This window comes from Pantoea sp. E956-1 (assembly GCF_982223955.1).
The window spans coordinates 161753-177411 of record NZ_CEUYZP010000006.1; the positions used below are offsets into that span (position 1 = coordinate 161753).

Here is a 15659-nt window from a genome sequence, read left to right on the forward strand (position 1 = left end):
ATGGCCTCTAGAAATAAGAATGTTCAGGTGAACAGACCCGATCAATAAACAGCGTCGCGGCCAGCAAATCGGCGGCCCCGCCAGGCGAAGCGTTGAGCGACAGCATGCGGTGGTCGAGCTGCGCCAGCGCCTTCTGGCCGCCTGCTGTGCGACAGCCGCCAGACAGCAGCACGGCGCGTGCTCCCTGCTGCATCGCTTTCAGTCCGGTCATGCCGGCCCGTGACAGCACGCAGGTATCGCTGAGCGAGGTCATGATCGCCATCAGCGCATCAAGGCGGGCTTCGCTTTCAGTGGCACCCGTTGCACGACTTGTCAGCAACTGTGGCAGCGCCAGCTTCATCACGTGAGGAAACGCCTGTTGCGCCTCTTCGCGTGCGCCAGGCACCTGATAGCGGTGCGTCGCTTTTAACCCTTTGCTGAACAGTTTTGGCGCGGCGCGGTCGGGCAGGCTGGCCAGCGCGGCTGCGGTGCGGGTCAGCTGGTCGGCACTGGCCGCGCCACCGTGCATGGCTGCAGCACTGACCAGCAGTCCCAGCGCCCAGATCGCACCCCGATGGGTGTTGACGCCGCCGGTTGCCGCCATCATCTGCTGTTCACCGTCACGGCCCAGCCGACCCACCGTTTCGCGCAGGGCAATATCAGCAGGGCGCAGCCAGCTGTGACGGGCCAGCGCCAGAAAGGTCGGCACAAGGCTGTGAGCGGAACGCTCCATCAGCGCCAGCGTCAGGTCCTGATGCGCGCCGTTTCCCCGACTGTCGACCAGACCCGGCTTGGGGCTGAGCCGCGCTTCATCGGTCAGACAATCGCGCGCAATCGTCGCCAGTTGACTGGCCTGCGCCTCGGTTTGCGTCTGCGACAGAAGTTTCATTACCAGCTCCGGAATTTTGCCGGTGGGTTATAAAGACCACCCGACCATTCCACCAGGTCAGAGACGCTGCTGGCGGCGAGCAGCGAGCGGGTCGCATCTGAACGACGAATGCCCATATCTTCCGGATAGACCACTTTGCCGCTTTTACGCAGGGCCGCTACGCGTGCCGCATCGACGCCAAGGCCGATATCGGTGATGCCGGCTACCGCAGCGACCATCGCACGGCGCTCTTCGAGACTTTCCGCACGATAGAGATAGGCAATACCCTCTTCGGTCAGCACATGGGTGACGTCATCGCCATAGATCATCACGGGGGCCAGCGGCATACCGGTCGATTTCGCCACTTCAACGGCATCAAGCGTTTCTACAAAGGTCGGTTTGGCACCGGCCTGGAAGGTTTCCACCATCTGAACCACCAGCTTTTTACCGCGCTGCATCGGGTCTGGTTCGGTGATCATATTGAGCCATGCAGGCGTGGCATGACGTCGGCCGTGCGGATCGTGGCCCATATTAGGCGCACCGCCGAAACCGGAAAGGCGACCGCGGGTTACGGTTGAGGAGTTTGCCAGGCCATCGACCTGCAGGGTGGCGCCGATAAACATATCCACCGCATACTGACCTGCCAGCTGACAGAAGGCGCGGTTCGAGCGCATAGAGCCGTCGCTGCCGGTGAAGAAGATATCGGGACGGGCGCGAATGTACTCTTCCATCCCCAGCTCGCCGCCGAAGCAGTGCACGCTCTCAACCCAGCCGCTCTCAATCGCCGGGATCAGCGTCGGATGCGGGTTAAGGGTCCAGTGCTTACAGATTTTGCCTTTCAGGCCGAGTCGTTCGCCGTAGGTAGGCAGCAGCAGTTCGATCGCGGCGGTGTTAAAACCGATGCCGTGGTTAAGTGATTGCACCTGATGTTCGGCGTAAATACCTTTAATCGCCATCATCGCCATCAGGATATGTTCCTGCTTAATCAGGCGCGGATCGCGGGTAAACAGCGGTTCGATGAAGAAAGGTTTATCGGCTACGACGATGTAATCGATCCAGGAGCCGGGAATATCGACGCGGGGCAGGTCGGTCTCGTCATCGACCAGCTCATTCACCTGGGCAATCACGATACCGTCACGGAACGCGGCGGCTTCCACCAGGGCAGGCGTATCTTCCGTACTCGGGCCGGTGTAAAGGTTGCCTTTGCGGTCAGCTTTATAACCGGCAATCAGCGCAACGTTTGGACTCAGATCAACATAGAGGCGGGAATAGAGTTCGATATAGGTGTGGATTGCGCCTATTTCCAGCTGCCCGTCTTCTAATAGCTGAGAAATACGCAGACTTTGCGGACCGGAAAAAGAGAAGTCGAGTTTACGGGCAATGCCTTTTTCGAAAATATCCAGATGCTCACTGCGGCCGACGCTCGGCATAATCATATGCAGGTCGTGTACTTTTGCCGGATTAACCTCAGCCAGGGTGCGCGATAAAAAATCGGCCTGCTTCTGATTATTCCCTTCCAGTACCACCCGGTCACCCGGTGCAATCAGTTTTTCAAATGCTTCTACAGCTCTTTCAGTAGGAATGACTTTGCCATCAACAGGGAAGGATGCCAGACGACGCGCTTTTTCACTGCGGCGCGTGTTCCATTCCCGGGCAGGCGTTTGGCCTGTGTTCATTTCAACCTCCTGATTAAAATAACGGTTGTTTCGTTTTTACTGAGGAAAGTTTGTGCTTTCTGATGACGTCGTTCAATTAAGCAAAAAGCCTGAACGTTATATTTACAGTAACAATGGGATGTGAACGTTTTGATATGCGAAGCAGAAAGAGTTGAGTTTAGGCGCTGACCAAAAATGTGATCGCATAAACGGATTTCTGTATAAAGAATGGTGTGCGCCTGGCATTTTTAATAAAAAGTACGTCCTACAAAAATAAACTCTGCTACACGCTGAAAGGAGCAGCCTGTCGGATCAGCGCCCGGATGCAGCGACCCGCTATCGCAGACATAAAAAAAGCAGGCCGAAGCCTGCTTTCTGATGCTTTACTTAGGACAGTTTATGATGCCAGCGACAGGGCGGGTTTGGCTTTCGCTGCCAGCCACTCGGTGACTCGCGCCTGCTGCTCTTTGGTCAGCCACATGCCCTGTTTGGTACGACGCCAGATAGCATCATCCAGTTCACGAACCCACTCATGCTGCACCAGGTAGCGTAACTCTGCTTCGTAAAACTCGTGACCGAAGTTCTCACCCAGATCGTCCAGGCTTTTCGCGCCAGCCAGCAGGGTTTCAGTGCTGCTGCCGTAGGTGCGCGAGAAGTGGCGCGCCATATTCTCACTGATGAACGGATAGCGACGACGCAGGCTGGCCGCGTAATCTTCACGGGTACCGGAGATATTTCCGCCTGGCAACACGCAGTTCTTCGTCCATGCCGGGCCGGCGTTCGGGTAGTACTTCGCCAGTTTCTCCAGCGCATGTTCTGCCAGCTTACGGTAGGTGGTCAGCTTGCCGCCAAACACCGACAGCAGCGGAGCCTGACCATTATCGTCGCGTACATCCAGGGTGTAATCACGCGTGATCGCCTGCGGCGAATCGGATTCATCATCACACAGCGGACGGACACCGGAATAGGACCAGACGATATCGTCAGCGGTCAGCTGCTTTTTAAAGTGTCCGTTGAATACTTTCAGCAGGTAGTCGGTCTCGCTGTCATCAATATTGACGCTTTTCGGATCGCCTTTGTACTCCACGTCGGTGGTACCGATGATAGAGAACTCATCCATCCACGGGATGACAAACACGATGCGGTTATCTTCGTTCTGCAGGATGTAAGCCTGCTTTTCGGTATGGACGCGCGGCACCACGATGTGGCTGCCCTTGATCAGGCGAATACCGTAAGGCGATTTCAGCTTCAGACTGTCGTCGAACAACTGTTTGACCCACGGGCCGGCAGCATTGACCAGGCCTTTTGCCTGCCAGGTAAAGGTTTTACCGCTGTCGACATCTTCTGCTTCGACCATCCACAGGCCACCTTCACGCCAGGCACGGGTCACGCGGGTGCGGGTACGTACTTCGCCGCCACGCTTCACCACTTCCTGCGCATTCAGTACCACCATGCGGGCATCGTCGACCCAGCAGTCAGAATATTCGAATCCGCGCGTAATTTCCGGCTTCAGGGCCGAATCCGCGCCAAATCGCAAACTTTTGCTGCCTGGCAGACTGGTACGCTTGCCGAGATGGTCATACATAAACAGGCCGGTACGGATCATCCATGCCGGACGCAAATGCGGACGGTGCGGCAGACGGAAGCGCATCGGGAACGCCAGATGCGGTGCCATTTTCAGCAGTACTTCGCGCTCGGCCAGTGCTTCACTGACCAGACGGAATTCGTAATGTTCAAGGTAGCGCAGGCCGCCGTGAATCAGTTTTGAACTGGCAGAGGAGGTCGCGCAAGCCAGATCCCGCGCCTCCAGCATTAACACCGACAGTCCGCGTCCTGCAGCGTCTGCTGCAATGCCGGCACCGTTGATGCCGCCGCCGATCACGATCAGGTCTTTGGTTTCCACGTCATCTCCTCCGATGTTCGGAATAGTTCATTAATGTTCGTTTTCGAGCATAATGATAATCGTAAACCAACATTGATGCCAGCTTTTAACCCGGTAAAAACATTTTTGCGTGATATAGCTAACATTCTGCCCACCAAAAAAACCGATAGCCGTAACGATTGTCAGGTTATCGGCGTGGATTCTCGGGTTACACTACGCGCTATTGTGATGCTGTTATGAGAGATCCCATGGAAACGTTCGAATGTATTGATGTGCAGCAGGCGCAGGCGCGTCTGGCGCAGGGTGCGCTGCTGGTGGATATCCGCGATCCACAGAGTTATGCCCTGGGTCATGCGGCGGGCGCGTTGCATCTGACCAACAGCAACCTCAGCGATTTTGTCAGTGGTGCCGATCACAGCCTGCCGGTGCTGGTGATGTGCTATCACGGCAACAGCAGCAAAAGCGCGGCACAATATCTGCTGGGACAGGGCTTCAGCGCGGCGTACAGCATTGATGGCGGCTTCGATGCCTGGCGTGCTGCCTTTCCTCAGCAGGTTGCCCTCGGCAGTGAATAGATTGCTGCTCGTCACATGGAGAGTTACTGATGCGCATTACCCAATTTAATCAGCCCCGCATGGCGCAGGCCTTTGTTGACTACATGGCGACGCGGGGCATCACGCTGCGTATTGAGCATGAAAATCACTACGTCATCATGCTGGATGATGAGAGCAAGATTTCAGTGGTCGAAAACGAACTTCAGCAGTTTTTGCACGACCCTAATCATCCGCGTTATCAGGCCGCCAGCTGGCACAGCGGAAAAACCGACAGTGGCCTGCGCTATGAGCGCAGCAATATCTGGGCGAATATCCGTGAGCGTGCCGGTCCGCTGACCATGACGCTGATGGTGCTCTGTATTGCGATATTTATTCTGATGCAGGTTATGGGCGATCGCACCGTGATGGCCTGGCTCTCCTGGCCGGATGCCGATCAGCATCTTCAGGTCTGGCGCTGGTTCAGCCATGCGCTGCTGCACTTTTCACTGCTGCACATTCTGTTTAATCTGATGTGGTGGTGGTATCTGGGCGGCGCGGTTGAGAAGCGGCTTGGCAGCGGCAAACTCTTTGTCATCCTGCTGATTTCGGCCCTGCTCAGCGGCTGGCTGCAGGCGAAGTTCAGCGGCATCTGGTTTGGCGGTCTGTCGGGCGTGGTCTATGCCCTGATGGGTTACTGTTGGCTGCGCGGGGAGCGCGATCCCGACAGCGGCGTCTATCTTGAACGGGGATTGATCGGTTTTGCGCTGGTCTGGCTGGTGATTGGCTGGTTCGGCGTCTTTGGTCTGGCTATTGCCAACGCGGCGCATGTCGCTGGTCTGGTTGTCGGGCTGGCGATGGCACTGGTGGATACGCGTAAAGTCACGCGTCGTTAGACAGGATTATGCGGGTTAACAGGAGAGGAACGTGAAGCAGACGCAACGTCATGACGCGATTATCGATTTAGTCCGTCGTCAGGGATATGTCAGTACTGAGGAGCTGGTGGACCATTTTGAGGTCAGCCCGCAAACCATTCGTCGCGATCTCAACGATCTGGCCGATCAGAACAAAATTCAGCGCCACCACGGCGGCGCGGCGCTTCCCTCCAGCTCTGAGAATACCGCCTGGCACGATCGTAAAATGATGTGGTCAGCGGAAAAAGCGCGGATTGCCCAGCGCGTGGCCAGCCAGATCCCGGATGGTGCCACGCTGTTTATCGATATCGGCACCACGCCGGAAGCGGTGGCGCATGCGCTGCTCAACCACAGCGATTTGCGCGTGGTCACCAATAACCTTAACGTCGCGATGCTGCTGATGGATAAACCTGATTTCCGGGTCATTATCGCGGGCGGTGAAGTGCGGACCCGCGATGGCGCGGTGATGGGTGAAGCGACGCTCGACTTTATTTCTCAGTTCCGGCTCGATTACGGCATTCTGGGGATCAGCGGCATCGATATGGATGGTTCGCTGCTGGAGTTTGACTATCACGAAGTCCGCACCAAGCGCGCCATCATTGAAAATTCACGCTGCGTGATGCTGGTGGTGGATCATTCGAAGTTTGGCCGTAACGCCATGGTCAACCTCGGCAACATGAGTCTGCTTGACTACCTCTACACCGATAAAACGCCGCCTGCCAGCGTAATGAAGGTGATTGAGCAGCATGAGGTTCACCTCGAACTCTGCTGATTCCTGCCACGCCAGCCTCCCGGCTGGCGTTTTTCTTTGATTGCTGTCGCTTTTTTCCTCACTCCCGTCTTTACTTAACGGTTGCTGGCACCCGGTTGCCAGCCCGTGCGCTTTCTATTTTTGCTTCACCTCATTGCGTAACAGAAGGGAGTGATATGCCGCAGCAAAAATTTAATAAAGCCCGTTTTAATGCCGCCCTGACCCGCCAGTGGCAACAGTTAAGCCTCCGTTCCGCGCAACAGATGACCCCGCACCAGGCGTGGCAGGCGGTCAGCGGGGCGCTTGCGGAGCTACTGGACACGCAACCGGCACCGCGTCCGGCTGTGCAGCAGCGTCACGTTAATTACCTCTCGATGGAGTTTCTGATTGGCCGTCTGACCGGCAACAACCTGCTCAATCTCGGCTGGTATAACGAGGTCAAAGCGGCGCTGGCTGAGCAGCAACTCGATTTAACGGAACTGCTGGAGCAGGAGGTCGATCCGGCGCTGGGCAATGGCGGGCTGGGACGCCTGGCTGCCTGCTACATGGATTCGATGGCAACGGTGGGGCAGTCCGCCACCGGTCACGGACTGAACTATCAGTACGGCCTGTTTCGTCAGTCTTTCGATGATGGCCAGCAGATTGAAGCGCCCGATGACTGGCAGCGTGAGCGCTATCCCTGGTTTCGCCACAACGCGGCGCTGGATGTTGAGGTGGCGATGGGGGGCCGGGTAGAAAAGCAGGAAAACGGCGGCGTACGCTGGCTGCCCGATTTTACGCTGCGCGGCGAGGCCTGGGATTTGCCGGTGACCGGCTACCGCAACGGCGTCACGCTGCCGCTGCGTCTGTGGCAGGCCGTGAGTGCGCATCCGTTTGATCTGATGGCGTTTAATGACGGCAACTTTCTGCAGGCAGAGCACCCGGGCATTGAGGCGGCAAAACTGACCAAAGTGCTCTATCCCAATGACAACCATCAGGCCGGCAAGCGGCTGCGCCTGATGCAGCAATATTTCCAGTGCGCCTGTGCGGTGGCGGATATCCTGCGTCGTCACCATCTGGCGGGGCGCAGCATTCACAGCCTGCCTGACTTCGAAGTGATTCAGCTCAACGATACCCATCCCACCATCGCCATCCCGGAGATGCTGCGGGTGCTGCTGGATGAGCATCAGCTGAACTGGGATGAGGCGTGGCAGATCACCAGCCGGTTGTTTGCTTACACCAACCACACGCTGATGCCGGAGGCGCTGGAGCGCTGGGATGAGAAGTTGCTGCGCAGTCTGCTGCCGCGCCATATGCTGATCATCAAAGAGATCAACCAGCGGCTGAAAAAACAGGTGAAGCAGCGCTGGCCGGATGACAAAGCGATGTGGCACAAGCTGGCGGTGGTCGCTGACGGTCAGGTGCGGATGGCCAATCTCTGTGTCGTCAGCGGGTTTGCGGTCAACGGCGTGGCGGCGCTGCACTCAAGCCTGGTGGTCAGCGATCTTTTCCCCGAATATCATCAGCTCTGGCCGCAAAAATTCCACAACGTCACCAACGGCATCACGCCGCGCCGCTGGCTGAAGCAGTGCAATCCGGCGCTGGCCGGGCTGATTGATGAGACGCTGAAAACCGAGTGGGCCAATAACCTTGAGGCGTTAAGCGGTCTGGAGGCCTATGCCGACGATCAGGCGTTTCGTCAGCGCTATCGCAGCATCAAACAGCAGAACAAAGCGCAGCTTACAGAGTATATCGCCCGCCACACGGGGATTATCGTGAACCCGGCCGCGCTGTTCGATGTGCAGATCAAACGGCTGCATGAGTACAAGCGCCAGCACCTCAGCCTGCTGCATATCCTTTATTGCTATCAGAAGCTCTGTAATAACCCGGAGGATGTCACCTTTACGCCACGCGTCTTCCTGTTCGGTGCCAAAGCCGCGCCGGGCTATTACCTCGCCAAAAATATCATTTACGCCATTAACAAGGTGGCGGAGGTGGTGAACAACGATCCACGCGTCGGTGACCGACTTAAAGTGGTGTTCATCCCCGATTACCGCATCACCGTGGCCGAACTGATGATCCCGGCGGCCGATCTCTCAGAGCAGATCTCCACCGCCGGGTATGAAGCCTCCGGCACCGGCAACATGAAGCTGGCGCTGAATGGCGCGCTGACGATCGGCACGCTGGATGGCGCCAATGTTGAGATTGCTGAACAGGTGGGCGAGGAGAATATCTTTATCTTTGGTCATACCGTGGATGAGGTCAAAGCGCTCAAGGCAAAAGGCTATAACCCGAAAAAGGTGCGTAAACAGAACAAGCCGCTGGATGATTTACTGAAATCGCTGGAGAAGGGCAAATTCAGCGACGGGGATAAACACGCGTTTGACCTGATGCTGGAGAGCCTGACGAAACAGGGCGATCCCTGGCTGGTGCTGGCCGATTTCCAGGCCTATGTCGAGGCGCAGCAACGGGTGGAAGCCCTGTGGCACGACCCGGAAGGCTGGACCCGCGCCGCCATCCTCAATACAGCACGAACCGGCATGTTCAGTTCGGACCGTTCAATTCGTGACTATCAGCAACGTATCTGGCAGGCACCGCGCTAAGGAGCAGCAATGAAGCACTATTCACTCGATCAGGCCGCCCGTGCTGCGGGTATTTCACTGGATTACATCAACGTTAATGGCGAGAAAGAGGCGATCAGCGATGAGACCCTGCAGGCGCTGCTGGCGGTGATGGATGACCCGCAGGATGCAAAAAAATTGCCGCTGCCGCCGGTCGCGGTATTCAGCGGCAGTGGCAAGCGACAGCTGACGCCGCAGGGCAGCGGCGTTTACCGCTGGCAGTTGCAGACCGAAAAGGGCAAACAGCATAGCGGTGAGTTAACCGCCGGTGAGCCTTTTACGCTGCCTGGCCCGCTGGCGCAGGGGTATCACCAGCTGACGCTCAGTAAGGGTAAGAAAAGCTGGCAGACGCGGGTTATTGTCGCCCCGCGCCGCTGTTATCTGCCTCCGGCGCTGGAGGCGGGGGAAAAACGCTGGGGTGCGCTGGTACAGCTCTACACCGTGCGCTCTGAACAGAACTGGGGCATTGGCGACTTCGGCGATCTCGACCAGCTGCTGGTGCAACTGGCTGAACGCGGTGGCGATTTCGTCGGGCTGAATCCGCTGCATGCGCTCTATCCCGCCAGCGCCGGTTTCGCCAGTCCGTACAGTCCGTCGTCGCGCCGCTGGCTGAACGTGATCTATATCGACGTCAGTCAGGTCGCCGATTTTCAGCAAAGCGCGGCGGCGCAGAAGTGGTGGAAAAGCGCCAGAACCCAGAAGGCGCTGACCAAAGCGCGTGAGGCGGAGCTGGTTGACTACGAGGCCGTAATGGCGCTGAAGCTTGCTGCGCTGCGGCACGCCTGGGCGCACTTTCAGGCGCGAGACAGCCAGAGCGAAGAGCATCAATCCTGGGCGGCCTTTGTGCGTGAAGGCGGCGACAGCCTGCGTTATCAGGCCGCCTACGACGGCATACAGCTGGAGCGGCGGGCAGACAAGGGGCAGCAGGGCGGCTGGCCTGCGTGGCCGGAAGCGTGGCGCAACAGCCAGTTGCCAGAGGTACAGAAGTGGTGTGCACAGCATGAAGAGGAGATCGCCTTCTGGCAGTGGCTGCAATGGCTGGCGCAGCAGCAGTTCTCTGACTGCTGGGCGCACAGCCAGGTGCTGGGCATGAGCGTCGGACTCTATCGTGACCTGGCGGTGGGTGTCGCAGAAGGCAGCGCTGAAACCTGGCACGATCCGGAGCTTTACCGGCTGAAAGCCTCGGTAGGTGCGCCGCCTGACCGTCTCGGTCCGCTGGGACAAAACTGGGGCTTACCGCCGATGGATCCGCATGTGATGCAGGCACGCGGCTATCAGCCATTCATCGACATGCTGCGCGCCAACATGCGCGACTGCGGCGCGTTGCGCATCGACCATGTGATGTCGCTGCTGCGTCTGTGGTGGGTACCCGCCGGGGAGACGGCAGATAAAGGCGCCTATGTGGCCTATCCGGTCAACGATCTTCTGGGCATCCTGGCGCTGGAGAGCCACCGGTTGCGCTGCATGGTGATTGGCGAAGACCTGGGTACCGTGCCCCAGGAGATTGTCAGTCTGCTGCGCAAAAGTGGCGTCTTTTCATGGAAGGTGCTCTGGTTTGAGCAGGAAAAGGATGCGCGCTATCGCGCGCCGCAGGACTATCCGCGCCAGTCGATCGCCAGCGCCAGTACGCATGATCTGCCCACGCTGACCGGTTTCTGGGAGCAGGGCGACCTGGCGCTGGGGGAGAAGATTGGCCTCTATCCGGGCGATGCGGTGAAAGCGTTACATCAGCAGCGCGCCGCGCAGAAGCAGGCGCTGCTGGATGCGCTGCATCAGGCGGGTGCCTTACCGGCACGCAGCCAGAAGAAGGCGGAGAAGCTCGCCATGACACCTGCGCTGAACCGGGCAATACATCGCTTCCTGGCCGATACTGAGAGTGCGCTGCTTGGCCTGCAGCCTGAGGACTGGCTCGGTATGACCACGCCGGTCAATGTCCCGGGCACGGTGGAGCAGTACCCTAACTGGCGACGCAAGCTGAGTAAAACGCTGGAGGAGATCTTTGCCGACAAGGAAGTGAATGCACTGCTGAAAGTGGTCAGCCAGCAGCGTCAGTCAGGACAGAAAGGGCAATAACAGAAGCGCGGCAGCCAGGCTGCCGCGCTTAACATCAGTAGAACGAGTGTTCACCGCGCTGATGCTCGGTAATATCCCGCACGCCTTTGAGTTCCGGGAAGGCTGCCAGCAGCTCTTTCTCAATACCATCTTTCAGAGTCACGTCGATCATCGAACAGCCGTTACAACCACCGCCAAACTGCAGAATGGCGTAGCCCTCATCGGTGATCTCCATCAGCGACACGCGACCACCATGGCCGGCCAGCTGTGGATTGATCTGCGCCTGAAGCAGATACTCAACGCGTTCAACCATTGGCGCATCATCAGAGACTTTACGCATTTTGGCATTCGGCGCTTTCAGCGTCAGCTGCGAACCGAGGTTGTCGGTAACGAAGTCAATTTCAGCATCTTCCAGATAAGGCTTGCTCAGTTCATCAACATAAGCAGAGAGCTTTTCGAACTTCAGTTCGGTGTCGGTGGCTTCAACAGCATCGGGCGGACAGTAAGAGACGCCACACTCGGCTGTTGGCGTACCCGGGTTAATCACGAATACGCGAATCTGGGTGCCATCTTCTTGTTTGGATAGCAGTTTAGAAAAATGTTCCTGGGCAGAGTCAGTAATTCGGATCATGTCGATTGCTCAATAGTTGACTAATTTAGTTGGTTATAATACGCCCATCAAAGACGCTCTACAAGGTACGGCACAGGCACCAGACCTGCACGCTGGCGGCACCCTGCGCCAGTAACAGACGACTGATTTCATCTACCGTACTGCCGGTGGTAATGACGTCATCCAGCAGGGCGATATGGCGTCCCTGCACCGCCATTTCAAGGCGGAAAGCACCGCGTAAGTTGGTGCGGCGCTGGCGGGCACTGAGCTGATGCTGCAGTGCGCCCCGTCGCTTGCGGGAAACACCTTCGCGCCATTCACATCCCAGCCAGTGTGCCAGCGGTGCGGCCAGCAATACCGTCTGATTGAAGCCGCGCTGCCAGCGTCGCCGCCGATGCAGCGGAACCGGCAGCAGCAGATCGGGACGCGGCACACTGCCACGCCGGTAAACATTAAGCCAGCTTAGCAAAAGCAGCCGCGCCAGCATCACCCTGAGTGCGGTTATGTAAGAAAATTTTAGCTGATTAACCCACTGGCTGAACGGCGGACAATAGTCATTGACGCAGACCAGCGCCTGCCAGGCGGGCGGTTTAAGCTGGCAGCGGCCACAGGCGACCTGTGCTGAACCTGCCGGCAAGCCGCAGCGCGGACAGAGCAGCGGTAACGGCGGTAATCTGCGCAAACATAAGCTGCAGATGCCGTGCCGGGCTATTTGCAACGGCATCCGGCATAGCCAACACAGGGCGGGCATTGCTAGCATAGCGACCTCCTTATCATTTTCGGGATAGTAACTGATGACGTCGCTCTACTGGCACACCTGCGGAGAAGGAAAACGCGATCTTGTGCTGCTGCACGGATGGGGACTGAATGCCGAAGTCTGGCAAAGCATAATTCCGCGACTCAGCGCGCACTATCGCCTGCATCTGGTCGATCTGCCGGGCTATGGCCGCAGCCAGCATTTCGGTGCGCTGACGCTGGAGCAAATGGCAGCGCAGTTGCTGCCTGCGCTGCCACCCCAGGCGATTGTGGTGGGCTGGTCGCTGGGCGGACTGGTGGCGACGCAGCTGGCGCTGAGTGCGCCAGAAAAACTGGCTGCATTGATCACCGTTTCCTCGTCGCCCTGTTTCACCGCCACAGAGAGCTGGCCCGGCATTAAACCGGAGACGCTGCAGAACTTTCAGCAGATGCTCAGCAACGATTTTCAGCGCACGGTAGAACGCTTTCTGGCGCTGCAGACGCTGGGTACCGAAACGGCCCGCGCCGATGCGCGGCAACTGAAAGAAGTGGTGCTGTCGCAGCCGATGCCGGAGGTGGCGGTACTGGATGGCGGACTGGAGATTCTGCGCCAGGTCGATCTGCGCGACGCGTTACCGCAAATTACGCTGCCGTTCCTGCGACTCTATGGTGCATTAGATGGACTGGTGCCGCGCCGGATTGCGGCGGAGATTGATGACATGTTGCCAGCGTCGCCCTCAGTGGTTATCGAAAAAGCAGCACATGCGCCTTTTATTTCGCATCCTGAGCGATTTTGTCAGCATATTGTTAATTTTATCAGTAATCTGCCGGGATAATGACGCTTTGCATTGGCAAAATCGCTGACAGCAGCAATACTTCTCTCTGTGAGCGAGGCCGTTGCAATTTTATGTGATTAGTCATGGAAATGACTATGCCGTTCCATACTGCCTTACGCGTTTAGCGGCTGCTTACATCTCACAATGGATCATGAATGAGGGTAAACATAATGAAGGTTTTTAAATGGGTTGTGGCTTCAATGATGATGGGCGCGATTTCATTTTCTGCGATGGCAGCGAAAGAAGTCACCAAAGAAGAAGTTAAAACAATGAACCTGCAGAAGATCGGCACCGTTAACACCACGGCGGAAACCACCTCGCCAATGGATGCTAAAAAAGTGCTGTCGCAGCTCGCTGACGAAAAAGGCGGTAAATACTACCTGGTGATCGCGGGCCGCGAACACGGTAAATTCAGCGCCACGGCTGAAGTCTACAAGTAATTAACGTAGCCACATAAACTGCCAGGCATCCAGCTTAACCGGCTGGGTGCCATCAATTTTCTCTCCGCTCACCACATCCTGCAACGTATGCGCCACCGGCAATTGCGTCTCCACTGACCGTCCACTGAGATTAAACACGCAAAGCAGCCCATCGCCGCTTTCTGGCTGATGACGTCTGAGCACCAGCACGGCGTTTTCGCTCTCATAAAGCGTCATCGGATTATCCGGGTGAAACGCAGGCTGGCGACGACGCAGCTGAATCAGTTGTCCGAGCCGGGTATAGACCTGCTGGCGCAGCCAGTTACCGCCCGCCAGCTCCGCTTCTATCTGCTGTAAATCATACTTCTGACGATTAATCGCCCGGTTGTGTCCGGCGGCGCGCACGCCCTCGTAATGGTTACGACCGCCCAGAATGCTCTGGATATAGATGGCAGGCACGCCGGGGAAGACCAGCAGAATGGCATGGGCCAGCATAAAACGTTTCAGTCGCGTGGCGTCGTCGTCGTCTTCGCGGTTGAGCGCATCCAGATAGGTCACGTTGATTTCATAGGGGCTGGTGGTGCCGTCAGGGTTGTTTTTATAGGAGACCAGCGCGCCTTCCAGCGCCAGATCGCGCACCAGCGCAACAATTTCCACTTCAGACAAAATGCCGCGCGCCGGATTAAGCCCGATGCCATCGTGTGACGCCAGGAAGTTGAAAAAGGTGGTGTCATTGCTGCTGAGATCCAGGGCGCTCGCCCACTGCCGCAGTGCGCGCGCCGATCCGGTGTGAATCGCATGCAGCACCAGTGGCGGCAGTGAAAACTGATAGACCATCTGCGCCTCATCATGCCCGTTACCCAGATAGCTGATGTTGTCCTGATGCGGCACGTTGGTCTCGGTGATAATCACCGTGCCTGGCGCAACCTGGTCGGCAATCGCGCGAAACAGCTTCACCAGCTGATGGGTTTTTTCCAGATGAATACAGCGCGTGCCGGGCGTTTTCCACATGTAGCCGACCGCATCGAGACGCACATAGTCGGCACCGCGTATCAGGTAGTCGAGCAGTACATTAGCCATGCGCAGCAGCACTTCAGGATTGGCGAAGTTGAGGTCGATCTGGTCGGCGCTGAAAGTGGTCCAGATAAAGCGGGTATCGCCATCCGCCATTTTAAACGGCGTCAGCAGCGGCGAGGTACGTGGACGTGTCACAGCGCTGAGATCGGTGGCGGGCGGCATACTGATAAAGAAATCGTCCCAGCCGGGATCCTGTGCCAGGAAGTGGCTGAACCAGGCGCTGTGTGCCGACATATGGTTGCAGACAAAATCAAACATCAGCCGGGTTTCCTGATGCAGCCGTGCAACATCCTGCCAGTCGCCGCACAGCGGATCGACCTGATGGTAATCAATTACCGAAAAGCCATCATCGGACGACCAGGGGAAAAAGGGCAGCAGGTGAACCAACGGAAACGTGGATTGCAGGTGCTGCTGATAGAACCGGGAAAAGGTACTGAGTGTCGGTTTATCGGCTTCGCGAAACTGATCGGCATAGGTGATCAGCACCACATCCTGCTCATCCCAGTGTGCCTTGCGCGGCAGCTTAATGGCCTCGCGGGCCGTGGCGATGTCAGCCAGCAGGCGCGCAAAGGTCGCCTCCGGAAATGTGCCAGCATAAATCTTATCAATCAGATCGGTGATCGTTTCCATCGTGAATTGGGTGCCACAGCAGGTGTTGTTTTTATGACAGGCGTCTTTTTAGCGTAGCGCGATGGCGGGGATTTTCAACCGGGGAAAAGCGTGTAAAGAGGGGGCCAGACAGTGGCCCCCT

The 15659-nt window shown here is 57.4% G+C and carries 13 protein-coding genes; 7 read left to right on the top strand and 6 right to left on the bottom strand.

The features are described 5' to 3' along the window. Positions 1-7: 7 nt before the first annotated feature. From AC0T7J_RS16050 to glpD, 3 genes are all read right to left on the bottom strand, one after another. Positions 8-868 carry a triphosphoribosyl-dephospho-CoA synthase gene (locus AC0T7J_RS16050; protein ID WP_473795321.1) on the bottom strand — a complete coding sequence of 287 codons (861 nt, stop codon included), beginning with the start codon at positions 866-868 and terminating at the stop codon, positions 8-10. Then, positions 868-2523: a malonate decarboxylase subunit alpha gene (mdcA, locus tag AC0T7J_RS16055; protein ID WP_473795322.1), complete on the bottom strand. Its 1656-nt coding sequence runs from the start codon at positions 2521-2523 to the stop codon at positions 868-870. The genes AC0T7J_RS16050 and mdcA overlap by 1 nt, the downstream gene beginning before the upstream one ends. Positions 2524-2899: 376 nt before the next feature. Next, a complete protein-coding gene (gene glpD / locus AC0T7J_RS16060; protein WP_473795323.1) occupies positions 2900-4405 on the bottom strand; it encodes a glycerol-3-phosphate dehydrogenase in 1506 nt (501 codons plus the stop codon). Between the two features lie 227 nt (positions 4406-4632). Between glpD and glpE the strand changes: the two genes are divergently transcribed. The 5 genes from glpE to malQ all read left to right on the top strand — a co-directional run bounded on the left by glpE (position 4633) and on the right by malQ (position 11252). Further along, positions 4633-4959, top strand: a complete 327-nt coding sequence (gene glpE / locus AC0T7J_RS16065) for a thiosulfate sulfurtransferase GlpE (RefSeq protein WP_010253207.1) — start codon at positions 4633-4635, stop codon at positions 4957-4959. 29 nt (positions 4960-4988) lie between these two features. Beyond that, positions 4989-5810 (top strand): rhomboid family intramembrane serine protease GlpG, encoded by an 822-nt coding sequence (gene glpG, locus AC0T7J_RS16070; RefSeq protein ID WP_064704138.1) that lies wholly within the window; start codon positions 4989-4991, stop codon positions 5808-5810. A gap of 31 nt (positions 5811-5841) precedes the next feature. Continuing rightward, complete coding sequence (locus tag AC0T7J_RS16075; RefSeq protein ID WP_010253201.1) at positions 5842-6600, top strand: DeoR/GlpR family transcriptional regulator; 759 nt, start codon at positions 5842-5844, stop codon at positions 6598-6600. A 155-nt stretch (positions 6601-6755) separates the two neighbouring features. Continuing rightward, positions 6756-9161 (top strand): maltodextrin phosphorylase, encoded by a 2406-nt coding sequence (gene malP / locus AC0T7J_RS16080; RefSeq protein WP_473795324.1) that lies wholly within the window; start codon positions 6756-6758, stop codon positions 9159-9161. A 9-nt stretch (positions 9162-9170) separates the two neighbouring features. Then, the gene (gene malQ, locus AC0T7J_RS16085) at positions 9171-11252 is read left to right on the top strand and encodes a 4-alpha-glucanotransferase (protein ID WP_473795325.1); all 2082 of its coding nucleotides are present in this window, start codon (positions 9171-9173) and stop codon (positions 11250-11252) included. A gap of 34 nt (positions 11253-11286) precedes the next feature. Here malQ and nfuA read toward each other — a convergent pair whose 3' ends face one another. After that, entirely contained in the window at positions 11287-11862 is a 576-nt protein-coding gene (nfuA, locus tag AC0T7J_RS16090) for a Fe-S biogenesis protein NfuA (RefSeq protein WP_010253194.1), read from the bottom strand. Positions 11863-11920: 58 nt separating this feature from the next. Then, a complete protein-coding gene (gene gntX, locus AC0T7J_RS16095; RefSeq protein ID WP_473795326.1) occupies positions 11921-12601 on the bottom strand; it encodes a DNA utilization protein GntX in 681 nt (226 codons plus the stop codon). Between the two features lie 34 nt (positions 12602-12635). Here gntX and bioH point away from each other — a divergent pair, with 34 nt between their 5' ends. Further along, positions 12636-13412 (top strand): pimeloyl-ACP methyl ester esterase BioH, encoded by a 777-nt coding sequence (gene bioH / locus AC0T7J_RS16100; protein ID WP_473795327.1) that lies wholly within the window; start codon positions 12636-12638, stop codon positions 13410-13412. Positions 13413-13582: 170 nt separating this feature from the next. Continuing rightward, the gene (locus AC0T7J_RS16105) at positions 13583-13852 is read left to right on the top strand and encodes a YdgH/BhsA/McbA-like domain containing protein (protein ID WP_010253187.1); all 270 of its coding nucleotides are present in this window, start codon (positions 13583-13585) and stop codon (positions 13850-13852) included. On the opposite strand, the gene AC0T7J_RS16110 is transcribed toward AC0T7J_RS16105, so the two are convergent. Continuing rightward, complete coding sequence (locus AC0T7J_RS16110) at positions 13853-15538, bottom strand: alpha-amylase family glycosyl hydrolase (protein WP_473795328.1); 1686 nt, start codon at positions 15536-15538, stop codon at positions 13853-13855. Positions 15539-15659: the final 121 nt, after the last annotated feature.